Annotated in this window: 22 protein-coding genes; 21 read left to right on the top strand and 1 reads right to left on the bottom strand. The window is 67.3% G+C overall.

All coding sequences use genetic code 11. The features are described 5' to 3' along the window. The first annotated feature begins 8 nt into the window (after positions 1-8). The 16 genes from DES41_RS07195 (at position 9) to DES41_RS07120 (ending at position 18,059) form a co-directional block, all read left to right on the top strand. Positions 9-260 carry a hypothetical protein gene (locus DES41_RS07195; RefSeq protein ID WP_114466972.1) on the top strand — a complete coding sequence of 84 codons (252 nt, stop codon included), beginning with the start codon at positions 9-11 and terminating at the stop codon, positions 258-260. An 8-nt stretch (positions 261-268) separates the two neighbouring features. Beyond that, positions 269-2,011 carry an SGNH/GDSL hydrolase family protein gene (locus tag DES41_RS07190; protein ID WP_114466971.1) on the top strand — a complete coding sequence of 581 codons (1,743 nt, stop codon included), beginning with the start codon at positions 269-271 and terminating at the stop codon, positions 2,009-2,011. A gap of 57 nt (positions 2,012-2,068) precedes the next feature. Further along, positions 2,069-4,777 (top strand): phage tail length tape measure family protein, encoded by a 2,709-nt coding sequence (locus DES41_RS07185; RefSeq protein ID WP_147282806.1) that lies wholly within the window; start codon positions 2,069-2,071, stop codon positions 4,775-4,777. Then, on the top strand, positions 4,777-5,133 hold the full coding sequence (locus DES41_RS07180; protein ID WP_245965610.1) for a hypothetical protein: 357 nt from the start codon (positions 4,777-4,779) through the stop codon (positions 5,131-5,133). The genes DES41_RS07185 and DES41_RS07180 overlap by 1 nt, the downstream gene beginning before the upstream one ends. Then, positions 5,130-5,591 carry a DUF1833 family protein gene (locus tag DES41_RS07175; protein ID WP_114466969.1) on the top strand — a complete coding sequence of 154 codons (462 nt, stop codon included), beginning with the start codon at positions 5,130-5,132 and terminating at the stop codon, positions 5,589-5,591. Before DES41_RS07180 ends, DES41_RS07175 begins: the two co-directional genes overlap by 4 nt. Before the next feature lie 46 nt (positions 5,592-5,637). Next, complete coding sequence (locus tag DES41_RS07170) at positions 5,638-5,988, top strand: hypothetical protein (protein ID WP_114466968.1); 351 nt, start codon at positions 5,638-5,640, stop codon at positions 5,986-5,988. Further along, entirely contained in the window at positions 5,979-10,898 is a 4,920-nt protein-coding gene (gpJ, locus tag DES41_RS07165) for a TipJ family phage tail tip protein (RefSeq protein ID WP_114466967.1), read from the top strand. Before DES41_RS07170 ends, gpJ begins: the two co-directional genes overlap by 10 nt. Continuing rightward, positions 10,895-11,485, top strand: a complete 591-nt coding sequence (locus DES41_RS07160) for a DUF4376 domain-containing protein (RefSeq protein WP_114466966.1) — start codon at positions 10,895-10,897, stop codon at positions 11,483-11,485. The genes gpJ and DES41_RS07160 overlap by 4 nt, the downstream gene beginning before the upstream one ends. A gap of 61 nt (positions 11,486-11,546) precedes the next feature. Then, a complete protein-coding gene (locus tag DES41_RS38310) occupies positions 11,547-11,921 on the top strand; it encodes a holin (RefSeq protein WP_170168116.1) in 375 nt (124 codons plus the stop codon). Further along, entirely contained in the window at positions 11,918-12,514 is a 597-nt protein-coding gene (locus DES41_RS07150; RefSeq protein WP_114466964.1) for a glycoside hydrolase family protein, read from the top strand. The genes DES41_RS38310 and DES41_RS07150 overlap by 4 nt, the downstream gene beginning before the upstream one ends. Next, the gene (locus tag DES41_RS07145; RefSeq protein ID WP_114466963.1) at positions 12,511-12,810 is read left to right on the top strand and encodes a hypothetical protein; all 300 of its coding nucleotides are present in this window, start codon (positions 12,511-12,513) and stop codon (positions 12,808-12,810) included. Before DES41_RS07150 ends, DES41_RS07145 begins: the two co-directional genes overlap by 4 nt. After that, positions 12,810-13,199, top strand: a complete 390-nt coding sequence (locus DES41_RS07140) for a hypothetical protein (protein ID WP_114466962.1) — start codon at positions 12,810-12,812, stop codon at positions 13,197-13,199. The genes DES41_RS07145 and DES41_RS07140 overlap by 1 nt, the downstream gene beginning before the upstream one ends. 102 nt (positions 13,200-13,301) lie before the next feature. Next, positions 13,302-13,595, top strand: coding sequence for a hypothetical protein (locus tag DES41_RS07135; RefSeq protein WP_114466961.1), 294 nt, complete (start codon positions 13,302-13,304; stop codon positions 13,593-13,595). A 408-nt stretch (positions 13,596-14,003) separates the two neighbouring features. Then, complete coding sequence (locus DES41_RS07130) at positions 14,004-14,792, top strand: THxN family PEP-CTERM protein (RefSeq protein WP_114466960.1); 789 nt, start codon at positions 14,004-14,006, stop codon at positions 14,790-14,792. Between the two features lie 97 nt (positions 14,793-14,889). Further along, positions 14,890-15,126 carry a hypothetical protein gene (locus tag DES41_RS07125; protein WP_114466959.1) on the top strand — a complete coding sequence of 79 codons (237 nt, stop codon included), beginning with the start codon at positions 14,890-14,892 and terminating at the stop codon, positions 15,124-15,126. Between the two features lie 401 nt (positions 15,127-15,527). Next, on the top strand, positions 15,528-18,059 hold the full coding sequence (locus DES41_RS07120; RefSeq protein WP_114466958.1) for a bifunctional diguanylate cyclase/phosphodiesterase: 2,532 nt from the start codon (positions 15,528-15,530) through the stop codon (positions 18,057-18,059). Between the two features lie 59 nt (positions 18,060-18,118). Here the strand turns inward: DES41_RS07120 and DES41_RS07115 are convergent, their stop codons facing one another. Further along, positions 18,119-19,114, bottom strand: coding sequence for an NADPH:quinone oxidoreductase family protein (locus DES41_RS07115; protein ID WP_114466957.1), 996 nt, complete (start codon positions 19,112-19,114; stop codon positions 18,119-18,121). A 145-nt stretch (positions 19,115-19,259) separates the two neighbouring features. On the opposite strand from DES41_RS07115, the gene surE reads away from it, so the two are divergent. The 5 genes from surE to rlmD are packed head-to-tail and all read left to right on the top strand — an operon-like array spanning position 19,260 to position 24,185. Continuing rightward, positions 19,260-20,036: a 5'/3'-nucleotidase SurE gene (surE, locus tag DES41_RS07110; protein ID WP_114467773.1), complete on the top strand. Its 777-nt coding sequence runs from the start codon at positions 19,260-19,262 to the stop codon at positions 20,034-20,036. Next, complete coding sequence (locus tag DES41_RS07105) at positions 20,036-20,803, top strand: protein-L-isoaspartate(D-aspartate) O-methyltransferase (RefSeq protein WP_114466956.1); 768 nt, start codon at positions 20,036-20,038, stop codon at positions 20,801-20,803. Before surE ends, DES41_RS07105 begins: the two co-directional genes overlap by 1 nt. 13 nt (positions 20,804-20,816) lie before the next feature. Then, positions 20,817-21,731, top strand: a complete 915-nt coding sequence (locus tag DES41_RS07100) for a peptidoglycan DD-metalloendopeptidase family protein (RefSeq protein WP_114466955.1) — start codon at positions 20,817-20,819, stop codon at positions 21,729-21,731. A 1-nt stretch (position 21,732) separates the two neighbouring features. Further along, a complete protein-coding gene (gene rpoS / locus DES41_RS07095; protein WP_114466954.1) occupies positions 21,733-22,710 on the top strand; it encodes an RNA polymerase sigma factor RpoS in 978 nt (325 codons plus the stop codon). Between the two features lie 41 nt (positions 22,711-22,751). Continuing rightward, a complete protein-coding gene (rlmD, locus tag DES41_RS07090; protein WP_114466953.1) occupies positions 22,752-24,185 on the top strand; it encodes a 23S rRNA (uracil(1939)-C(5))-methyltransferase RlmD in 1,434 nt (477 codons plus the stop codon). The last annotated feature ends 3 nt before the right edge of the window (positions 24,186-24,188 follow it).

The following is a 24,188-nucleotide window of genomic DNA, read 5'->3' as shown; positions in this document are numbered from 1 at the left end:
AAGAAGTGATGGTGTGGGCCGAGTACCGCAGCCGCTTCGGCACCTTGAACGTGGGGCACCGGCTTGAGTTCCTGTTCGGGCGATCGGACTGGCAGCGCCATGCCAGCAACGGCGGCAAGGAGACGCTGGACAAGTTCCTGCGCTACCACGACGCGCCGCCTGAAGAGAAGCCGGCCGAAGCGTCACCCGCATCCCTGGAAATGATCGCGCGCATGTTCGGAGCACCCGTCGATGTGCGCACCCGGCACCAACCAAATTGAAAAGCAAGATGCCTAAATTCACCACTCCCACCGGATCGACGCAGCGGTACATCTCCGCGTTGGATCGGGCCCAGGGCGACAGCGTGCCTGGCACAAAAAAGGTCTACGCAGACCGCGCGGCCTTCCTGCAAGGCCTTGCCGACGAGCGCGCCTGCATCGCAATGGGCCTGCCGGTCTGGTACGACGGCATCGACCTGCAGGTGCTGGCCGAGCCCGCTGCGGTCAAGCGGCTGTGGACGCTCTCCACCACCGCAGGATCGGCTGCAGCCAACGCTGCCGCCAGCCACGGCCGCACCGCGGTGATCGCGTTCAAGAAGTTCACGCTGGCGAGCGACGACAACCGCGTGCACGCCAGCACCGGCGCTCCCGCGTCCGGTATGGGCGACAACGGCGATCTGTGCCTCGACGAGACCGCCGGCGTCGTCTATCTCAAGACGGGCGGCGCTTGGGGCCAGGTCGCTTCCCTGGGCGGCGGGGCGGCCACTCCCATCGTCGATGACCTAACCACGGGCGGCTCCACGGCTGCGTTGTCGGCAGAGCAGGGCAAGACGCTCAAGACGTTGGCGGACGGCAAGGCCGACGCTTTTGGGGCGCCCATGGTCGTGGGATTCGTTGGCGACTCTCTGACGTCATTCACGGAAGTAAACACGCCGCCGCTTGTCGCTCGCGACATTCGCGGCTATGGGTCGCACCTGATCGCCGTTGCTGGGGGCGCCATTCTTCCGGGCAAGGTGCTCGGTATGTCCGGGGACATCACGGCCAACATCGTCGCAGCGATGGATGCGTGGCTGCCCACGCTGACCACTGAACGCACCATCGTGCTGTACACCGGCACAAACGACCTGGTGGCCGGAGCGCTGACCGCACAGCAGCTGTTTGACCAGATCATGTCTGGCGTCGGCAAGATCAAGGCGACGGGCCGCGCGGCCATTGTCGGGCTTCTGATGCCGAATACCAGTGCGGTCACGGCGCCGAAAATCGCACTGCGCCTGGCGGTCAACAAGCTGTTGCGCGACGCGCGCGACCAGGGGCTGGTGACGCTGGTCGAATGGGACGACGTGCCGCAGCAGGCGAGCGGCACGATCCCGGTGTCGATCCTCTATGACGGTGTGCACCCAGCACCCAACGGCGCCGAGCGGATGGGGCTGCGGCTGTATGACGTGATGCGCCCAGCGCTAGTCCCGGTGTCGCCGGCTTCATGGGCGCCGGTGGGCGCGGCCAGCCCGCGCATCGTGAATGGCGTCATGGCTGGCACCGCGGGATCGGTCGCGGGCGGCGCGTCCGGGGTGGTTGCGGATGGATGGCTTGCGTCAAACGGCGGGACGGGCTCGACGGCGGTCTGCTCCAAAGTCGCATCTACCGACAGCGACCCGACCGACTGGCAGCAAGTCGTGTGCACCGCCGGGTCGGCGACGCAGTATTTCGAGTTCCAGCGACAGATCGCTGGCGGCGCTGGTTCATTCGCGGTGTGCGCCATCATCGAGGTGGAGGTGCCGGACGACGCATCGGTGCTGTCCTTCCATCTGCGCACGAAGTCCTGGGCCGGCACGCAGCCTGGCCGCAACCACCTGCAGGAGAACGATGCCACCAAGCTGTACACGGCCGGCACGCGTCGCCGGTTCCTGCGCATCCCTGCGATGACAGTGGATGCGACCGAGGCCGCGAACATGACGGTCTATATCAGCATCGAAGTCGCGGCCGGCAAGACTGCCGCTTTGCGCGTTCGCCGCGTCGGCTCGGTCGAGGTCTGATCTCCCATCCCTTGCCGGTAGAGGGCAAACCATGAATGATGAAATGAAGGTGGCAGCGTGAGCAGGAGCCTTGGCACGTTGACGCTCGACTTGATCATGAAGATCGGCGGCTTCACGCAGGGCGCCACGCAGGCTGAGCGCCAGGCGGCGCGCACCGCGCGCGAGCTGTCCAAGCGCAAGAAGGAGATCGAGCGCGAGTGGTCCACGCTGGGCAGCGCGATCGCTGCGGGCTTCGCCGGAATCACGATCGGCTCGACCTTCGGTAAGTTCATCCAGGAATCCAAAGATGCCCAGGCCGAGCAGGCCCAGTTGGTCGCGGTGCTCAAGAGCACGAAGGAGGCGGCCGGCTACTCCGCCGACGAGCTCAACGAGATGGCCTCGGCCATGGCCGGCGTCTTCAGCGACGGCGACATCAACCGCGCGCAGACGCGCCTGCTGGCCTACACCAACGTCGTCGGGAACGAGTTTCCCGAAGCGCTGCAGGCCGCGGTCGACATGGCCGCGCGCCTGGGCATGACGGTGGAGCAGGCGGCCGAGACCGTTGGCAAGGCGCTGGACGTTCCTTCCGAGGGCCTGACCGCTCTGTCCAAGCAGGGTTTCCGCTTCAGCGAGGACCAGAAGAAGCTGGTCGAGCGCCTGCAGGACACCGGCCGCACAGCCGAGGCGCAGAAGATCATCCTGGACGCGCTCAAGTCGTCGTACGGCGGCGCGGCAGAGGCCGCGCGCAACACCTTCGGCGGCGCAGTCACCGAGCTGCAGCACAGCCTGAACAGCCTGATGACGGGCGACGACGGAAGTTTGCAGGGTGCGACCGAGGGCGTGCGTAGCCTCTCGGAGACGCTCAATTCGCAGGAGGCGAAGCAAGGATTCAACACCTTCGTTTCCGGCCTGGCACTCATCCTGGAGTACACCACCAAGGCAGGCGCCGGCATCGTCAATTTCCTTGGCAAGGTTGGAACGGGACTGGGCATCAGCATTGCCCGCGCGCTGCATGGTGCGGACGACCCGATCGAGCGGTTGGGCGAGAAGATCGACGAGGTCGGTGGAAAGCTCGCGAAGGCCCAGGAACGGCTTGGTGGGTCTTACCCCGGTACGGGCGGATTCAAAAAAGCGACCGAGGAGGTCAACAGCCTGTCCGCAGAGCTGGAAACGCTGCGCAAGACCCAGGCCGGCATGATCCGGGACGCGAACAACGCACCGGCCCCGGCAGCCGACCCCGCGAAGCCGCGACCGAAGCCGGGGCGCATCGCCGTCAAGGGCGACGATGCCACCAAGAACCTGCTGAGCAACGAGCTGAAGGAATTCGAGCGCCTGGTGCAAGAGCAGACCGGCCTCATGGCCGACCGCAACCGCATGCTGGATCTGTACAACGGCCAAGGGCTGCTGTCTGTTCAGGGCTTCTACGATGCGCAGCGCGCCATCCTGGAGGAGGCCACGGCCGGCCAGGTCAAGGCCTACGACGCCCAGATCGCCGCCCTGCAGAAGTACCGGGCCAGCGCGGACAAGAAGACCGACCGGGCCGACGCCGAGGGCAAGATCGCCGACCTGGTCGCCAAGCGCGCCAAGGTGCAGCAGGACGCCGGCTTGGCCGCCATCGAGCTGGACGAGAAGCAGAAGCAGGCCGCCAAGGACCTGGCCGACTCGCTGCAGGACGTGAACACCCGGCTGATGGAGCTGCGCGGCCAGACCGCGGAGGCGGCGGCGCTGAACTTCGACAAGGCCAATGAGGGGCTGAAGAAGCTGTTCACGGCGAACGGTAACCAGCAGGGCCTCGACACGCTCGCCAAGCTCAAGGAATCGACTGTTGCACAGGCGCAGCTGAATCAGCTCACGCAGCAGTTCTCGCTGATCCAGGGCGACCTGAGCGACGCCGAAAGGCGCATCGCCATCGACCGTGAGGCCGGCACGATCAGCGAGATGGAGGCCCTGCAGCGCACTGGCGCCGCGCGGCGCGAGCGCATCGGGCTGCTGCAGCAGGAGATCGACAAGTTCGTGCAGCTGCAGGCTCTCGGTCTCCTCACACCTGAGCAGCAGCAGGCCTTTGGCCGCGTCAAGCTGCAGATGGAGGAGTTGAACGCCAGCCTGGATCCACTCGGCGACAAGCTGCGCTCAACCTTCGAGGGCTCGTTCTCCAACCTCTTCTCCGACCTGGCGGGCGGCGCCAAGAGCGCCAAGGACTCGCTCAAGGACTTCGGCAAGTCCGTGTTCAACGAGTTCAACAATCTGATCAGCAAGCAGCTCGGGCAGCAGCTCGTGAACTCGCTGTTCGGGGCCAAGGGGGCGTCGGGTGGGTCGGGCGGCAGCGGAGCCTTCGGCAGCCTGCTGTCGGGGGTCATGAGCTGGTTCGGTGGCGGCTGGGCCGAGGGCGGATACACCGGCCCTGGTGGCAAGTACCAGCCGGCCGGCATCGTCCACAAGGGCGAGGGCATCCTGAACCAGGGCGACATGGCGCGCATCGGCGGGCCGCAGGGCTTCGCGCAGCTGGTGTCAACGATCCGCAGCGGGCGCAGCCATGCCGCTGGCGGGGTGGGCGGATCCAGCAGCGCCCCATTTGTTCCAGCGGTTCGCGGCGGCTTTGGCGACGTGAACATCTACAACCAAGCGGGCGCCGCGGTGACCGCCGAAAAGCGGCCCAACGCCAACGGCGGCATGGACCTGATCGTGACGATCAAGAAGGCGATCAAGGATGAGATCGCCGGCGAACTTGCAACCGACAGCGGCAGCATCGGCCAAGCCATGCGTGCGCGCGGAAAGATGGGGATGTGATGGCAGCACTACCGGACTACGTCTGCATCCTGCTGGAGGGGGCAGGCGAGGAGTTCGACCCGGGCGTGGTCGTCTCCGAAATGGAGCGCGGCCTGGCCAAGATGCGGGTCGGGCAGAGCAGGGTGATCGTGGACATTCCCGCATCGCTGATGTTCTATGCCCAGCAGGACACGATCAGCTTTGAGACCTGGTATTTCCAGACGATCAAGCGCATCGGCTTTTTCGACTGGCTCAACCCGCGCACGAACCAGCTGCTGAGCGTGCGCTTTAAGGGCGGCGACATCGGCAAGCTGGTGCCCGTCACGTCGGGCTACGCGCTGGCCAAGCGCGATGTCACCCTGCAGTACCTGCGATGACCCAGTTCCGCGAACGCAACCAGCGGCTGACCAACACGGTCGGCCACGTCGAGCTGCTGGAGGTCACCAACCCCAGCTTCACTGGGCCCATGCACATCTGCAACGACGTGCAGGACTTCACCAGCCAGGGCATCACCTACATCGCGTTGCCGTTCGGGTTCTCGCTGCCGGACGACGTGAGCGGCCAAGCCCCGCGCATGCAGCTGGTGATGGACAACGTCGGGCGCGACATCAGCACCGAGCTGGAGCGGCTGCTGCCCGGCACCACCACGATGGCGCGCCTGATCATCGTCGCGCGCGACACGCCTGATGTGCACGAGCACGTGTTCTGGATGCCGCTCACCGGCGTCGTGATCAACGGCAGCAGTGCGCGCGCCACCGCCAGCGTCGATGAGCTGATGCGCCAGGCCGCCTGCAAGCAGATCGCCAATCCCTTCACCCTGCCAGGCATCTTCTAGCGTGCACACCGACCGGTTCGTTGGCATCCCGTATTGCCCTCGGAGGATGGACTGCGCCGACCTCGTGATGCTCGTGCAGCGCGAGCTGTTCGGTCGCGAGGTGGTCTTCGCTGGCAAGAGGCCGCGCCCGCTGGCCCACGTCGAGCAGGACGCGGCCATTGCCGCGTACTGCGCCGAGCTGGCCCACCAGGTGGACGCGCCGCTTGACGGCGATGTCCTGCTGATGCGCGAGGGCGGCAAGACCATGGCCGGCCACGTCGGCACCTACTTCTTTCTGAACCACACGCCCTACGTGCTGCACACCGCGGCATGGATGCAGGGCGGTAGTTCGCTCCACAAGATCAAAGACCTCGCGGGCATTGGCCTGACGGTCATGGGGTACTTTCGATGGAACTGAATCGCGCCGAGTTGGCCGCAGTCGATGGCGTGGCCGCCGAGCTGCTGGACGCCAACGGCCGCCTGGTCATCACGCCGAACTTTGCCACCCTGGACGGGCAGCGCAACGTTCCGGCCAACCTGCTGCCCGGGGAGACGCTGGAGGTCTTCCTCGAGCGCCATGTGCCCGGCATCCGATCCGGCGCCTGGACGGTGAGCATCGCCGGGGCGACCGTGCCGCAGGCCATGTGGGCCAGGACCTTCCCCAAGCACGGCATGCTCATCGCCTGCCGCGCCACGGCCGGCAAGCAAGTCGTGGCCATCATCGCCATCGCGGTGCTGTCGTACTTCTCGCTCGGCATCGCCACAGGCATCTACGGTGCAGCCGGTGGCACTTTCGTCGCGGCTGGCGCGGCCACGTCGATCGCTGCCATTCAGGCGGGCGTGATGATCGCTGGCTCCATGCTCATCAACAAGGTGCTGGCACCCAAGGTGCCCAGTGCGTCGAGCCCGGCCGCAGCCCGCGCCATCTACAGCTTGAACGGGCAGCGCAACAGTCCGCGCCCTTACCAGCCGCCGCCGACTCTTTGGGGCGAGATGCGCGTCACCCCTGATGTTGCAAGCAATGCCTACACCTGGTTCGAAGGGGATGAGCAGTACCTGAGCCTGATCCTGCTGGGCGGGGTCAACGTGCACAGCGCGTCGGAACTCGCCGTCGGCGACACGCCGATCAGCGGATACACCGATGTGAACGTGTTCTACAGCGGGTTCCCTGGCATGGCCAACCAGGACATCCCGCTGTACAGCAACGCCGACACGATCACCGGCGCCGAGCTGGAGAACGACGGTGCCTGGGTCGTGCGTACAAGTTCGCCGGGCGCGATCGCGCTGCAGTTCGACTTCGAGGGCCAGCTGTACGACATCGGCGGCAAGGGCCAGACGCAGACCAACAGCGTGCCGCTCTTCATCGAGACCCGCCCCGTCGGCGTGTCCGACTGGACGCCGGCGCCGGCGCAGACGCTGACCAACGCGTCAGCGGATGCGCTGCGCCGGACCATCACGTTGCAGGTCGCGCAGGGCCAGTACGAAGTCCGCGTGCGGCTGGGTGCCCCGACGTGGAACCAGGGAGAGGGAAAGGACCAGTGCAAGATCGGCTGGAACGTCCTGCGGACCATCCAGACCGACACCACCGACTACAGCGACTGGGGCCGGATCGGCATCAAGATCAAGGCCACGGGCCAGATCTCCGGCAGCCTGGACACGGTGCGCGCGACCTACCGCGCCCGGCCGATGCCCATCTGGAACGGCTCGGCCTGGGCCACGGCGACGACGCGCGAGAACGGTCTGTCGAACCCCGGTGCCATCCTGCTGCAGACCATGCGCGGCGTCTACGCCAACGGCGAGCTGCAGTTCGGCTTCGGTCTGCCCGACGCGCAGATCGACATCGAGGGCTTGAAGGCCTTCATGCTCCACTGCACGGCCAACGGCTACACCTACGACCGGTGGGTGACCGATGCCATGTCGCTGGGGCAGTTCTGCCAGGAGGTCGCGCTGGCCGGCATGGGCGAGTTCAGCTGGACGGACGGCAGCCGGCCCACGGCGGTGTTCGTCTCCAGCGGGCAGCCGCTGTCCGGCGTGGCGAACATGGCCAACATGCTCAAGGCGTCCTTCGAGGTCTCCTACAGCCTGAGCAACGCCGCCGACGGCATCGAATACCAGTACCTGGATCGCGACCGCAACTGGGAAACGCAGACGCTGCGCGTGGCCGCCCCTGGCGTGACCACGATGCTCAACCCGGCCCGCATCACGGGCGAGGGTGTCACCAGCGAGGCGCACGCGGCCATCATGGCGCGCTACCACCTCGCGCAGAGCCTGTACCAGTTCAAGACGATCGGCTACACGGCCGACATCGAGCACCTCGACTACCGGCGGCTGTCGCTGCTGTCCATCAGCCACGACCTGACGCAGTGGGGCTACGGCGGTCGCCTGGTGTCGGCACAGACCGTCGCCGGCAAGGTGGTGCTGCAGCTCGACGAGACGGTGCCGCCGATGGCGCAGGCCTTCATCGGCGTTCGCCTGCCCGGCTACCGCGACTATCGGGTGTTCCAGGTCGAGACGCTGGCTACTGCTTCCGACCAAGTGACGCTGGCGGACCCGTGGCCGGCTGGGCTGCCGCTGCCCGGCGCGACCGAGGGCGACCCGGCGCACGACACGCTGTGGTGCTACGACTTCAAGCCCACGCCAGGCTACCGCGTGCGCGTGGTCAGCATGGAGCCGGAGGCGGATCTGAAGGGCGCGCGCATCTCCTGCGTGCCCGAAGGCCCCGAGTTCTGGGACTACGTCATCAACGGCAACTACGTGCCCGCGCCGAACGGATCGTCGCTCATGGCGAACCTGCCGGTCGCGAGCGCGCTCCGGATCACGCGGGCCCGGGTGAAGGTCGGTGCGGGCTGGGAGCACGAGCTGTCGGCCACCTGGGACGTGACCGGCAACTACGACCATGCCCAGGTCTGGGCGGCTCCGGCTGGCCAACCCCTGGTGCTGATCGACAGCAACGTCTACGGCACGCGCTTGAACTGGCGCGTTCCATCCGACCAGACGTGGTCGGTCGAGGTCCGGCCCTTCGATGGGTTGGGGCGCATGGGCACGATCGCCTCGGCGATCTTCACCGACCCGAGCGTGGTGGTGGGGGCCGTGGTCGGACTGGTCGCGTCGGTCGAGACGAATGGGGTGGTGCTGCGCTGGAACACGCCGCAGGATGTCGACTCCATCGACTACGCGTCCACGCAAATCCGCATGGGGCTGGCTGGCGGGTCGTGGGCGACTGCGTCGCCCGTCTTCGAAGGCAAGGCCAACACCTGCAACCTGGCTTGGCTGCAAGCTGGCACGCTGATGTTCTACGCCGTGCACGTCAACTCGGCGGGCGACACGTCGGAGCCTGCGAGCACCGGGCTGGTCATCCTGCCACCGGCGCAGCCGATCGTCACCGGCGACGTGTGGATCGACCAGGTGGAACTGCGCTGGACGCCGTCGCGCACCACGCAGCCGCTGCAGGGCTATGAAGTGCGGGTTGGGCCCCTCTTGGCGGACGCTCCCGTGCTGACCCTGACCGACGCCATCGGCTACGTGCACACGCCGGCCACGGCTGGCACCTACCTGTTCTGGGTCACGGCCATTGACCGCGGCGGCAACCGTGGCGCCCCGGGCTACGTGGAACTGACCACCTTGCCGCACATCAGCGAGGCCATCGCGCAGCTGCAAGAGGGACTGGACGACGTGCTGGAGCAGCTTGACGAACTGCCGGCCTACGAGGACCGGTGGGGCGTGCGGGTGGTCAGTGCGAACGGCCCGAAGGTCGGCGGCCTGATCTTCGGCAACGACGGTCAGCAAACCGATTTCATCGTGCTTTCCGACCGCTTCGCCTGGGCGCTGCCGACTGGCGCTGGTGTGAAGTATCCGTTGGTGGTTGGCACCATCGACGGCTCGCCGTCGTTCGGCTTCGCCGGCAATATGTACATCGACGGCACGATTCAGGCGCGCATGGTCGGTGTGGACCAGCTACGCGCGGAGCACATTCGCTCCACCGAAATCGAGTTCCGCCACCTCAAGGGCGAGACCGTCGATGCCTTGTCGGTTCGGGTGGCGGTCAGCGCCAACCTGTTGCCAAACTCCACGCTCGTGACGACCTTGGGGTGGCTGTTCAGCCAGGGCAACCTCGGAGCCGACACCAGTGGGCACCTGAACTACCCGAGCAACGATTGGAAGCCTGCCGGCGGAGATGCGTTCTGCATCTACCAGCCGAACGACTGGTTCCAGGGCCAGAACCTGGTGGCGCAGTGGGTCACTGAGGTTATCCCGTGCGAGGCCGGCAAGCGCTACCAGTTCTCGGCACCCGTCGCGTCGCACCGTTGCGCGTGCATGCTGTTGCTGGGGTTCTACGATGCAGCCGGCGCGACTATCGCCGAGGTGGCTTCAAACATCTCGACTGGTATGGGCGGCGGGGCAGCGCTGTCAGGCTATCAGCGCGTGTTCGGCTTCGGCACCGCGCCGGCCAACGCGGTCTCGATGCGGCTGTTCTTCCGCAAGTTCCCTACGCTGCCAGGCTCGACGCCGGCCAACAGCTACGCCTGGTTGGCCCGCCCGATGCTGGCGGTGGCCAGCCCCTACCAGACGGTGCCGACGGACTACTCGGCATCGGGGCAGGGGACCATCATCGACGAGCGGGGCATTCGCACAACCGCGCTCTCGGCGATCAACCCGAACCTGGGCCTGATCGTCAATGGCCGGCTGGTGTCCAGCGACGGCAAGATGACGATCGATCTGGACACGCGCCAGATCTACATGACGAACAACGGCTACAGCATGCACATGCACACTGGTGGCCTGGCGATGTCCGGTCCAAGCGGGCGCTACTTCGTGTTCGACATGGCCACGGGCGTGATGGAGACGAACTGCAAGCTGAACGGGTCGGACGGCACCTTCAGCGGCACGCTGACGGCCAACGCCATCAATGCCGTCGACACGATCAACCTGCGGGGCGGATCGATCACCTCCGGTTTGTACGCTCGTGGCGGCTCCTTCAACAACCCGCAGGCCGGCACGGTGCTCGTGACCCGGGCGATCCCCATGGCGGCAGGCAGCTCGGGCGTGAACATCACCGCCACGGTGAACGTCTCGTTCTTCATCTCGGAGGCGGCGGGTGCGTTCCTGACCCTGGGCATCTACCGGGACCGCGATGGTGCGCAGATCGGCTCGTCTTCCGCTGGCCAGTCCAACGGCGGCAGTTCCAACAGCAGCCAGGCCATCCCGATCACGGCGTTCGACGACGCGCCCGTGTCCGGCTCGAACGGCTACTCGGTGCGCGTCATCTCCAGCACCGGCACCACGCAGGGCGTACAGGCCTCGATCACTTTGTCGGGAGGGCAGCGATGAGCTACTGGGTTGAGCACGATGGCGGCTTGGTGCTGCTGGCCATGTCGGGCGGCGGTGAGCCGCATGCGCAGATGGGCGGCACGGTCGCCGAGGTCGAGGCGCTGTGCGATCCCGCGCAGTGCCTGTACCTGGACGGCGAGGTGCTGGATCTGGGGCCTGCACCCAGCTTCCGGCACGTGCGAGATGCCGAGATGCGCGCTTGGGTGGTGCCCGGCGTGTCGGCTCTGGCGCTGGCGCAGGACGCGAAGTGGGCCGAGATCAAGGCCGAGCGCAACCGGCTGGAGACTGCCGGGTTCCCGTACATGGGCAAGGTGGTCGACAGCGACGCCGAGAGTGCGCTGCGCATCACTGGTGCCACGTCGGCCGCTCAGGCCGCGCTGGCCATCGGCGCACCGTTCAGCATCGACTGGACTTGCCAGGACAACACCGTCCTGGCGCTGGATGCCTCGCAAATGGTGGGCATGCTCGTGGCGCTCGCGCAGCACGCCGACCATCTGCACCAGGTGTCGCGCACCCTGCGCGCTGCCATCTACGCCGAAGACGCGACCGAGGCCAGCGTGGCCGCCGTGGCCTGGCCTTCCGAGTAGATCACGCAGGTTCCCTTCCAGCCGCCCAACGAGGCGGCTTTCTTTTGCCCGAAAGGCTCCCATGAAGAAGTTGTTGGCCGCCATCGCTGCGGCACTGGCGTTTCTTTTGCCGCGCACCGTGGAGGCAGAAGCGGCCGCGGCCACGGTCGCATCGAAGGCCACATACACCGGCGCCGGCGTGTCGCTTGGTGGCATGGCGATGTCCAGCGACTTGGTGGCATGGGCCGGCCTGGTCGTCGCGGTCGGTGGCTTCCTGGTCAACTGGCACTACCGGCGCAAGGCAGACCGGATGGAGGCCCAGGCAAGGGCCGAGGACGCCATTGCGCGGGCGAAGGCCGATGCGCGTGCGGAGCAGCTGCACCAGCTGCGCATGGAGTACCTGCGCAACGGCAGCAACCCGGTCACGAACTTCGGCGGGCTGGGAGAAGACGATTGAACGCCGGCCTGCGCAACAGGCTGCTGGCCCTGGCCGCCAGCGTGGCGTTGGCCAGCGGCACCGCCTACGTGGCCAGCCAGCAGCCCAGCCCCGAGGTGCTGCTGGCCATGGAGCTGGGCTCGCACTTCGAGAGCAGCGGCCGGCGCATCGGCACGCCGTACGTGGACCGACTCGGGAAAGGTCAGCCGCTCACGGTCTGCAACGGCATCACCGGCCCCGACGTGGTGGCTGGCCGCGTCTACACGCGCGAGGACTGCCACCGCCTCGAGTTTCCGCGCTACCGCGATGCCGAGAAGCAGGCCAAGGCCAGGCTGCGGCACTGGGACGCCTACAACCCGTGGGTGCGTGCGTCGTTCATCGACATGGTGTTCAACCTGGGGCCGTCGGCCCTGGACGGCACAACCATTCAGCGGCTGGCCAATGCCGGCGACCTGACCGGTGCCTGCGCGCAGATGCCGCGATGGGTCTACGGCACGGTCGCCGGCCAGCGCGCGAAGTTGCCAGGCCTGGTCGATCGCCGCGACACCACACGCGAGCTGTGCGCGGAGTGGGGCAGGGACGGCCATTTCTCGGCCGGCCTGCTGGCGCCATGAAGACGCCGCCCTGGCTCGTGGCGCTCGGCCGCCGCGCGCGCGCGCCACTGTGGATCTGGTGGAACCTGGCCACGGCCGCGCTCGGTCAGCGGGTCGGCCACTTCGCCGACCGCCGCGCCACCACGCCGGCGCGCCGGCTGGCATGGCGTGTCCTGCTCACCCTGGTGCTGCTGGTCAAGGCTCCCGCTATGTTCGCCCTGGCCCTCCTGGTGGCCGCACTGCTGGCGATCGGCGTGCCGACCGGCCTGCTGGGCACCTACCTGTACGGCTCACTCCGCGAGATCTGGAGGGATTGATGGCCGACATCCGAAACCCGGCGATCGCCGCGCTCGGCATCGCCGCCCTGGTGCTGGCCGGCCTGCTGCTGCACCAGCGCACGCAGACCGCGCAGGCCCGCCAAGCCCTGGCCGAGTACCAACTGGCCGGCGAGCGGGCGACCGAGCTGCAGCGCGAGTCCAACCGGGGCAGGGCCGCCACAGTGGAAGAGCGCGTCGTCGTTCAGACGGTCTACAGGGACCGCTTCATCACCAAGACCGTCAAGGAGATCGAACGTGTCACCCAACCGATGGCTGCCTGTCCTGTGCCTGCTGATGCTGTCCGCCTGCTCAACGACGCCGCGCGCTGTGCCCGCGAAGATCGACCCGCCGCCTGTGGTGCTGACGATGCCGTGCCCGACGCCGGCTGACCTGGCCGAGGGTGCCACCGCACAGCAGCTGGCGGTCTGGTCGGTCGAGTGGATCAAGGCGTACGGATGCGAGCGCGCCAAGCGCGCCGGCCTGGTGGAGGCATGGCCGCGATGACGTGGCACCTTGAGATCACGTCCATGACGGCCCGGCGCTACCTGCCCGGAGACAGCTTTGAAGCCCGCAGCGACTTCGCCAGCGTGGCCCAGGTTCAAGTGCTCGGCGGGAACAAGGCATTTATCAGCGGCTTCCTGAACGACAGCGGCAAAGGGGAGATCCCGCGCCGCGAGTGGCTGGCGCTGCGCGATGCGTTGCGCGCGCGTGGCATCGAGCTGATCCGCAGTGAGCGCAAGGGCGAGGCGCGGGACTTCGAAACCGGTCCGGCGCCGTTGTCATGAAGAGCGACCGCTTCCGCCGCCGCCTGCGGGTGGCACTGGGCCGCGTGGTATCCGTGGTGTTGCTGGTGCTGCTGCCGGCGGCCTCGTGCGTCATCTCTCAGGCGTAGCCGCACTTGTACCTGCATGCTCACATCGTAATTTTTCGGTCAAATGTAATCATTAGCCTACGTACATAAACCAAACATCTGATCAGCGGCTTTCGCTCATTTGCGGAGTATGTAGGCTGAAACCGTGCGCTGTCGTAGGACATTAGGTTTGTTTAAATGTCGAATCATTTAACAAATTCAGGGATCTGCTCGTTTAAATGAAACAAAGGCGATTGATCCGATTTGCTTTTTGACGATAGGCATTGACTGTGCTTGCGCTAAAAGGCCGCCAGTTCGGGGGCGTCCACACAAGGAGCACTCAATGTCTTTCTCGTTTGCAAAGCTCGGCGTCGCAGCAGCGGCGTTCGCAGCTGTCTCCGCTGCTTCGGCGGCTCAAGTTACGCAGTGGGACTTCCAGGTGGACAGCGCCTTCGATGTCGGCGCGACGACCTATGCGCCCGGCCGCGCCACGAGCGATGGCATGGCCGGCCCTCAGGAAATCAGCTGGGGCGTGACGGGTGGCTCGGTGGGCGTGAACCGTAGCGCGCTGCGGATCTCGAACACTCCAAACAGTGGCGTCTTGACCACCGACGGTGCGTCGATGATGGCCAACACCTACACGCACATCAACAACGGCAATATTGGGGGAAACAGCGTTTCTCTGCGGTCAACTCAGATCGACGCCCAACTGCAGCTGCGACCGACCGGTTCCGGCCTGCCGTTCCAAGGCTTCACCGCTCCCTACACCATCAACTTCTCCGAGACGCCAAACGAGGCAGGCACTTGTGCGGCCGTGAGTGCGGTCCCTTGTGATGACATCTTCGTGATCTCCGGCTCGCTGAACGCAGAGTTCGTCTACGACGGCTTTCAGTATTTCGTGAGCTTCTTCGCCGCTCCGGATCTGGCGACGCTTGATCCCGAAGTTTGCGCTGCAGCGGGCGCCGGCACGGGTTGCATGGGCTTTACCACGCAAGAGTTCCAGACCACTAACGTCAACTTCAACCTGGTCATCACCAGTGAAGCCATTCAAGTGCCTGAGCCCGGCTCGCTCGCGCTGTTGGGCCTGGGTCTAGTGGGCGTTGCCGTGCTGCGCCGCCGCAAGCAAGCCTGAACGACCAGCTCACAGCCAAGACCCGGCGAGGCCGGGTTTTTTCATTTCTCGGTGGTCAACTTGCCGCGCGACAGCATGGAACACTGAGAATCCATCCATGCCCATCGACCAGATCGCGATCCCCATCCTCGGCGCTCTGGCGGCGTGGTGCTCACAGGAGCGGCGCGACCGCGTGCGCCGGTGGGCATGCATCTTCGGGCTCATCGGGCAGCCGTTTTGGTTCTGGGCCAGTTGGAAGGCCGAGCAGTGGGGGATCTTCGCGGTGTCGGTGCTGTACGCCTTTGCGTGGATGCGGGGCCTCTGGGTGCACTGGTTGCGGCCCGCTGCGGACTAGGCTCTGGGCCTCTTGGCCATGGGATTGAAGGGCCAGGACGGCGCATGGACAGGCGCCTAGGAATTGAGCAGTTATTCCCATGTACCATGCGCGCAGTTAGTAGGCATGCGGGTTGTGTCTCCAGATTGTGATTCTGGTTGTCGTGGGTTCGAGCCCCATCAGTCACCCCACCGAATTGCCGTGAAGCTTGCGTGATGCAGGCTGACCGGCCAGATGCCTGACCTTCCGAGGTCAGGCATTTTTTTTTCCGCGCGCAATCGGCGTCGCACAGCTGCGCATTTTTTGCAACAGTACGGGGTCGACTTGGCCTGCGGCTCGCGCGGATGTGCTAGTGTGCGCCGTTGCGTCGCCTGTCCTGCGGTCAACCGGCCGCGGCCGAGCCGGCACATGGGAGAACAAGCTTGAGCAGCAGCGGGAGTCCGTCGGACGAACATGCCATCGAAGGCGCGTTGGCGGCGGACCACTTTTACCTCGACGAGGGCGCCGAAGCGCCAGGCGTGCAAGGCATGCCGGCCGAGCTCGTGGCGGTGTTCGACCACCTGCCCGTCATGGTGTGCTGCGTGGACTTCGGCGCCGAGCTGCCCGTTCTGTACTGGAACCGCGAGTGCGAGCGCTGCTCGGGCTACAGCGCTGCCGAGATCGTGGGCAATCCCGGTGCCTTGCAGCTGCTCTACCCCGAGCCCCTGTACCTGGCCCGCAAGACGGCCGACATCCTGACGCAGGGCCCGCATTTCCGCGCGCTCGAATGGACGCTGACCAGCAAGGCCAACGGCAAGCGGCGCATCGCCTGGTCCTCGGTCGAGGGCGTGGCCGCGCAGGGCGGCCAGCGCTGGTGCCTGGGCTTGGACATCACGGCCCATTCGGAGTCGCACAGGCTGCTGCGAGACCGTGACAAGCTGTTGACCTCGGTGTTCCGCCACTTGCCGGACATGGTCTACCTCAAGGATGGCGACGGTCGCTGGTTGCTTGCCAACCCGACTGCGCGCGCCGTGCTGGGCCTGGCCGAGCAGGAGGGCCGCAGTTCGAGCAGCCTGGAGGTGGTCGAACCGAGCCGCCCGGCGGCCATCGACCTGAACCACAGTGCGCTCACGGAAGAGGCGACCTGGCAGTCCGGTCGCCTCTCGCATGTGCAGGAAGCCAACGACGACGGCCACGGCAACCTGCGCTATTACGACGTGATCCGCGTGCCGACCTTCGGCCGGCGCGGGCAGCGCCTGCATCTGCTCGTGGTGCGGCGCGACGTGACCGACCAGCGCATCGCGGCCACCAAGCTGGAGCTGGCCGGCCGCGTGCTGGAGCAGAGCACCGACGGCATCATCATCACCGACGCGGACAACCGGATCATCATGGTCAACGCGGCCTTCTCCGAGATCACGGGCTACCAGGCCGAGGAGGTGTTGGGCCGCGACCCCAGGGTTCTGGCCTCCGGCCAGCACGACAAGGCCTTCTACGCGCAGATGTGGGCCGTGCTGGCCGAGCAGGGCCGCTGGAGCGGCGAGATCTGGAACCGGCGCCGCAATGGCGAGGTGTACCCGCAATGGCTGAGCCTGTCGGCGCTGCGCCAGCGCAGCACGGACGAGATCACGCACTACGTGGCGGCCTTCTCCGACCTCAGTTCGCGCAAGGCGGCCGAGGAGAAGATCGCCTACCTCGCCAGCAAGGACGTGATCACCGGGCTGCCCAACCGCGCCCAGGCCACGTTGCAGGCCAGCCTGGCGCTCAAGCATGCCGAGCTCAGCAACGACCGCGTGGCCTTGATCGTCATCGACGTCGACAACTTCAAGACGCTCAACGACTCGTTGGGACACAGCGTGGGCGACCAACTGCTGCGCGAGATCGGCGCGCGCCTGCTGGGCCAGGCGCGCGAGCGCACCATGGTCGGCCGCTTGAGCGGCGACGAGTTCATGGTGCTGCTGTCCGGCGTGCACAGCACGACCGAGGCTGCCCATGCGGTGCGCGCGCTGATGGACCTGCTGGGCCAGCCCGTGGTGTTGAGCGACCTGCCGGTGAGCGTCTCGGTCTCTGCCGGCATCGCCATGTTCCCCAGCGACGGGACCGACTTCGACACGCTGTTCGGCCGGGCCGACGCCGCCATGTTCGCAGCCAAGCGCAAGGGCCGGGCGGCCTACCAGTTCGCCAGTGCGCTCATGAACGAAGCGGCCATCGACCGGCTGCAGATCGAGGCCTCGCTGCGCCGCGCGATCGAGAACCAGGCGCTGCGCTTGGAGTACCAGCCGCTGGTGCACCTGGCCAGCGGCCGCATCGTCGGCGCCGAGGCGCTGTGCCGCTGGGACGATCCCGAGCGCGGCGCCGTGCCGCCCGGCCTGTTCATCCCGATCGCCGAGGACTGCGGCTTGATCGAGGCGCTGGGCGGCTGGGTGCTCAAAACTGCGGCGCTGCAGCTGCGGCAATGGCACGACGCAGGCCACACTGAACTGATGATGGCCGTGAACCTCTCCGCGCGGCAGTTCCAGCGCGGTGTCGTGCTGCAGCAGGTGGAGGATGCGCTCGTGGCGTCCGGCATCCCGCCCGACCGGCTCGAACTGGAGCTGACCGAAACGGTGCTGCTGCACGACGGCGACGCGGTCATGGCCACGCTGCGTCGCCTCAAGGCACTCGGCACCAAGCTCTCGATGGACGATTTCGGCACCGGCTATTCCAGCCTGGCCTACCTGCGCCGCTTCAAGTTCGACAAGATCAAGATCGACCGCTCCTTCGTCTGCGACTTGATCGACGAACCGGACAACGCCGCCATCGTGCGCGGCATCATCTCGCTGGCGCAGAGCCTGGGCCTGTCGGTGCTCGCCGAGGGCGTGGAGACCGAGGCGATCGCCCAGCGCCTGAAGCACCTGCAGTGCACTTTCGCGCAGGGCTATCTGTTCGACCGGCCGTTGCGGCCGGAGGCCTTCGGCGCCCGGCTGGGCCCGTCCTGAGCGCCCACCGGATCACGCCGCAGCTGCGGTGCTGGCAGCTTCGCACAGCCGGACGGTGATCAGGCTCCCGGGTTCACGAGCACCAGCTTGCCCTTGACGCCGCGCGAGCCCATGTGGGCATAGGCGGCCTTCAGTTCGGACATCGGCATGGTGCTGTCGATGACGGGCTTGATCTTGCCCTCGGCGTACCACTGCGCCAGCTCGGCCAGTGCTGCCGCGCTGGCCTTGGGCTCCTGGCGCGAGAAGCCGCCCCAGAACACCCCCACGATGGACGCGCCCTTGAGCAGTGCCAGGTTCAGCGGCAGCGAGGGGATCGGGCCCGCGGCGAAGCCGATCACCAGGTAGCGGCCGCGCCAGGCGATCGAGCGGAAGGCCGGCTCGGCGAACTCGCCGCCCACCGGGTCGTAGATCACGTCGGGGCCCTTGCCGTCGGTGAGCTTCTTGATCTCGTCACGCAAGCTGCCCGAAGGCTTGTGTTCGCTGTAGTTGATGGTCGCATCCGCGCCGAGGGAGCGGCACAGCGCGCACTTCTCTTCGCTGGATGCGGCGGCGATGACGCGCGCGCCCATGGCCTTGGCGATCTGGATCGCCGAGGTGCCCACGCCGCCGGCCGCACCGAGCACCAGGACGGTCTCGCCGGCCTTCAGTTGCGCGCGGTCCACCAGCGCATGGTGCGAGGTGGCGTAGATCATGATGAAGGCCGCCGCGTCCACGTGCGGAAAGCCAGCCGGTAGCGGCATGCAGGTGGCGGCCTGCGCCAGCGCATGGGTGCCGAAGCCGCCGGTGCCGGCCAGGCAGGCGACGTTCTGGCCCACCGCCACATTGCGCACGCCTTCGCCCACGGCCTCGACCACGCCGGCGAACTCGGAGCCCGGCACAAAGGGCAGGTCGGGCTTCATCTGGTACTTGTTCTGCACGATCAGCAGATCGGGGAAGTTCAGGCTGGCCGCGTGGATGCGCACCAGCACCTGGCCGGGGCCGGGCTGCGGCGTCGGCAATTCCTTCCAGACCAATGCGTCCACGCCCACTGGGTTCTCACACAACCATGCCTGCATCTCGTGTCTCCTTGGGTACAGCCTTGACGGATGAGGCGCATGATAGGTGGCTGCCCGGGCGGGCTGGGCGGTGCTTTGTCCCGCCGGCGACGCCCGCGCCGCCGGGCATCGCGCCCCTACAATGCCGGCACTTCGAACCATGCCCATGAAGATCCTGATCTGCAACGACGATGGTTACCAGGCGCCCGGTGTCGCCGCGCTGTACGAGGCGTTGAAGGACGTCGCCGAGGTCGAGGTGATCGCCCCAGAACAGAACAACAGCGCCAAGTCCAATGCCTTGACGCTGAACGCGCCGCTCTACGTGCACCAGGGGGCCAACGGCTTCCGCTATGTCAATGGCACGCCGGCCGACTGCATGCACATCGCGCTGACCGGACTGCTCGGCTACCGGCCTGATCTCGTGGTCTCGGGCATCAACAACGGCGCCAACATGGGCGACGACACCATCTATTCCGGCACGGTCGGCGCGGCCATGGAGGCCTACCTGTTCGGCGTGCCGGCGGTGGCGTTCTCGCAGACAGAGAAGGGTTGGCAGCACCTGGACGCCGCCGGCGCCACGGCCCGCGCGCTGGTGTTGCAACTGATGCAGCGGCATGCCGTGGGCGATGCGCCCTGGCTGCTCAACGTGAACATTCCCAACCTGCCGCTGGAACAGCTCAAGCCGGCGAAGGTCTGCCGTCTCGGCCGGCGTCATGCGGCTGAGCGCGTGATCACCATGGACAGCCCGCGCGGCGAAACCATGTACTGGATCGGTGGCGCCGGCGCGGCCAAGGACGGCGCCGATGGCACGGATTTCCACGCCACGGCCCAGGGCCATGTGTCGATCACACCCTTGCAGGTGGATCTGACGGACCACCCGCGCCTGGCGCACTGGACGGATCTGCTTGCGGGCGTGTCGGGCGGATCGCGTCCTGCGGCGTGATGGGTACGCGCCCGAGCTTTCCCGCACGTCTGAACAACGGCCCGGCACCTGCCGCGGCTGCGCCCGCACGGCCACGGGCAGCCTTGCCGCCAGTGGCGGCTTCCGTGTCGGCCCGCGCCGATTTCAGCGCCATGCGCCAGCGCATGGTGCGGCGGCTCGCGGCGAGCGGCGTGCAGTCGGCCGCGGTGTTGGCCGCCATGGGCACGGTCGAGCGCGACCGCTTCATCGACAGCGCGCTCGTGGCCCAGGCGTACGAAGACACCAGCCTGCCGATCGGCCTGAACCAGACCATCTCCAAGCCCAACGTGGTGGCGCGCATGTGCGAACTGCTGCTGGGTGCAGAGCTCGCGCGCGACGGCAAACTTGCGCGCGTGCTGGAGATCGGCACGGGCTGCGGCTACCAGGCGGCCGTGCTCTCGCTGCTGGCGCGCGAGGTCTACAGCATCGAGCGCCTGCGCGGGCTGCACGAGAAGGCGCGTGAGAACCTGCGCCCGTTCCGGCTGCCCAATGTGCACCTGCTGTTCGGCGACGGCATGGCCGGTTACGCCAAGGGCGCACCTTACGCAGCCATCATCGCCGCGGCCGGCGGCGAGGCCGTGCCCCAGGCCTGGCTGGACCAGTTGGCCGTCGGCGCGCGCCTGGTCGCGCCGGTGGCGGGGCAGGGTGGGCAGCAGGCATTGGTGGTGATCGACCGCACGGCCCAGGGGCTGCGCCAGCAGCTGCTCGAGGCGGTGCATTTCGTGCCTTTAAAATCCGGCGTTGCTTAAACGGAGTGCGTACATGGTGTTGGGCGAAGGGCGGCGATGGCACGGGGTGGTAGCGCTGATGGTGGCGTTGGCCCTGGGTGCGTGCGCGAGCCGCAATGTGCCCGTGCGGGGTGCACCGGTGGAAAACCGTGGAACCAGCTCGGGTGAGCAGATCGCGGCGGTGCCGGCAGAGACGCCGGCCAAGCCGGTGGACCCGAATGCGGGCAAGCCGGGCTACTACACGGTCAAGCCTGGCGACACGCTGATCCGCATTGGCCTGGACACGGGCCAGAACTGGCGCGACATCGTGCGCTGGAACAGCATCGAGAACCCGAACCTGATCGAGGTGGGCCAGGTCTTCCGCGTGGTGCCGCCAGGCGCGCATGTGGCGGAGAGCGGCGTGGTCACGCGGCCCGTGGCACCGTCCAGCAGCGCGCAGGCCACACCCCTGGCTCCGGCCGGGTCGGCCAGCGCACCGCGGCCTGCTGCGAGTGCGGCTGCCGCACCGGCCGCCGAGCCCACGCCGCCACCAGCTGCAGCTCCGCCGGCGGTGGCCGCCATGGGCGGTAGTGAAGACATGGCCTTCATCTGGCCGGCGTCGGGCGGTCTGATCGGCGGCTTCGACGAGGCCAAGAACAAGGGCGTGGACTTGGCCGGCAAGGCTGGCGATGCCGTGCTGGCCGCGGCCGACGGCAAGGTGGTCTACGCCGGTGCGGGCCTGCGTGGCTACGGCAACCTCATCATCCTCAAGCACAACAACACTTACCTGACGGCCTACGCCCACAACCAGTCGCTGCTCGTCAAGGAAGACCAGACCGTGCGCAAGGGCCAGAAGGTGGCCGAGATGGGCAACAGCGACGCCGACCGCGTCAAGCTGCACTTCGAGATCCGGCGCCAGGGGCGGCCGGTCGATCCGCTCAAGTACCTGCCACCGCGCCCGGCCCCGTGACATGAAGAAGCGCAACGCATCCAGCCCAGTCCCCGAGCCGGATGCGTTGAAGGCGCCTTCTTCCGAGCCGCAGGCGCCGCCCTCCAGCGAGCGGGCGGCCTTGCTGGACGATGTGCCGCTCGACGGCGAATCCAGCGACATCCTGACCATGTACCTGCGTGACGTGCGGCGCACGGCGCTGTTCACACCGCAGGAGGAGTTCGACACCGCGACACGCGCGCGGGCCGGCGACTTCGAAGCCCGCCAGGCCATGATCGAGCACAACCTGCGCCTGGTCGTCAGCATCGCCAAGAACTACCTGGGCCGCGGTGTGCCCATGAGCGACCTGATCGAAGAGGGCAATCTCGGGCTCATGCACGCCATCGACAAGTTCGAGCCCGAGCGCGGCTTTCGCTTCTCGACGTACGCCACCTGGTGGATCCGCCAGTCGGTCGAACGCGCCGTGATGAACCAGGGCCGCGTGATCCGCCTGCCGGTGCACGTGGTGCGCGAACTGCAGCAGGTGCTGCGGGCGCGGCGCTCGCTCGAGAACGATCCGGCCTTCCAGGCGCTGCGCCCCGACGGCGTGCGCGTGGACGACGTGGCCTCGCTGCTGGGCCGCGACGTGCAGGAGGTCGCCGACCTGCTGGCGCTGGCCGAGACGCCGCGCTCGCTCGATGCCTCGCTGGACCGCACGGAGGAGAGCGGCACCCTGGCCGACACCTTGACCGACGACCAGGCGCCCGACCCCTCCAGCCTCACCCATTCTCATGAGGTCGAAGAATTGCTGGAGACCTGGATCGGCGCCCTCTCGGCGCGTGAGCGCGAGGTGTTGGATGGCCGCTTTGGCCTGCACGACCGCGAACCGGAAACCCTGGACACGCTGAGCGAACGCCTGAGCCTCACGCGCGAGCGCGTGCGCCAGATCCAGAACGAGGCGCTGCGCAAGCTCAAGCAGCACCTGGGGCGCAACGGCGTGGACCGCGACGCGCTGCTGTAGCGGCGTGCGGGCCGCGCGGGGTGGCCTGAGACAATCGGGCCATGTCCGATGTTTCTCTCCCTGATTTGGCCGCCTCCCACGACACCGCAAGCGATGCGAGCCCGCCGCCGCCCTGGCTGGAAGTGCACGCGGTCGACCTCGAAGCGCAGGGCGTGGCACGGCGTCCGGACGGCAAGGTCGTGTTCATCGAAGGGGCCTTGCCGACCGAGCGCGTGTTGGCCAACGTGCACCGCAAGAAGAGCCATTTCGAGCATGCCAGCCTGACGGCGGTGCTGCGCGAGTCTGCCCAGCGCGTGCAACCTGCCTGCCCGCATTTCGGTCTGCACGCGGGTGCCTGCGGCGGCTGCAAGATGCAGCACCTGCATGTGGCGGCGCAGGTGGCCGTCAAGCAGCGCGTGCTGGAAGACAACCTGTGGCATCTGGGCCGGCTGCGGCCCGAGCGTGTGCTGCGCCCGATCGAAGGCCCGGCCTGGGGCTACCGCGACCGCGGCCGCCTGTCGGTGCGCTATGTGCGCAAGAAGGGCGAGGTGCTCGTCGGCTTCCACGAGCGCAAGAGCCGCTACGTGGCCGACATGCGCGAATGCCGCGTGCTGCCGCCCCATGTCAGCGCCTTGCTGCTGCCCTTGCGGGCCCTGATCGGCGCCATGGACGCGCGCGAGACGCTGCCGCAGATCGAACTGGCGGTGGGTGCGGATGTGACCGCACTGGTCCTGCGCCACATGGAGCCCCTCAGCGCGGGCGACCTCGCGCAGCTGCGGGCGTTCGCCAGCACCCACGGCGTGCAATGGTGGCTCCAGCCCAAGGGGCCGGACACCGTGCACCTGCTGGACGAAGGCGGGCCGCAGCTCAGCTACCGCCTGCCCGAATACGGCATCGAGATGCCCTACCGCCCCACCGACTTCACGCAGGTCAACGCGCACATCAACCGCGTGCTCGTCCACCGTGCCTTGAGCCTGCTCGATGTGCAGGCAACCGAACGCGTGATCGACTGGTTTTGCGGCCTCGGCAACTTCAGCCTGCCCTTGGCGACACGGGCCCACGAGGTGCTCGGCATCGAGGGCAGCGAGGCGCTCGTGGCCCGCTCGCGCGACAACTACCAGCGCAACGCGGCCACGCGCGGCATCCATGGTCCCTTGGCGCCGACGCGCTTTGCCGCGCGCAACCTGTTCGAGATGACGCCAGAGCAACTGGTCGCCGATGGCACGGCGCAGAAGTGGCTGGTCGATCCGCCGCGCGAAGGCGCGCATGCGCTGGTCCAGGCCCTGGCACAGCTGCGCCTGAGCCCTGAACGCGCCGACTGGCAGCCGCCCCAGCGCATCGTGTATGTGAGCTGCAATCCCGCCACGCTGGCACGCGATGCGGGCATCCTGGTCAACAAGGCGGGCTACCGCTGCGTGGCAGCTGGCGCGGTGAACATGTTCCCGCACACCGCGCACGTGGAGAGCATCGCGCAGTTCGAACTGGTGCCGCGCTAGGGC

The organism is Pseudorhodoferax soli (assembly GCF_003337555.1).
Taxonomy (GTDB): Bacteria; Pseudomonadota; Gammaproteobacteria; order Burkholderiales; family Burkholderiaceae_C; genus Pseudorhodoferax; species Pseudorhodoferax soli.
This window is presented reverse-complemented; position numbering and strand designations above follow the sequence as displayed.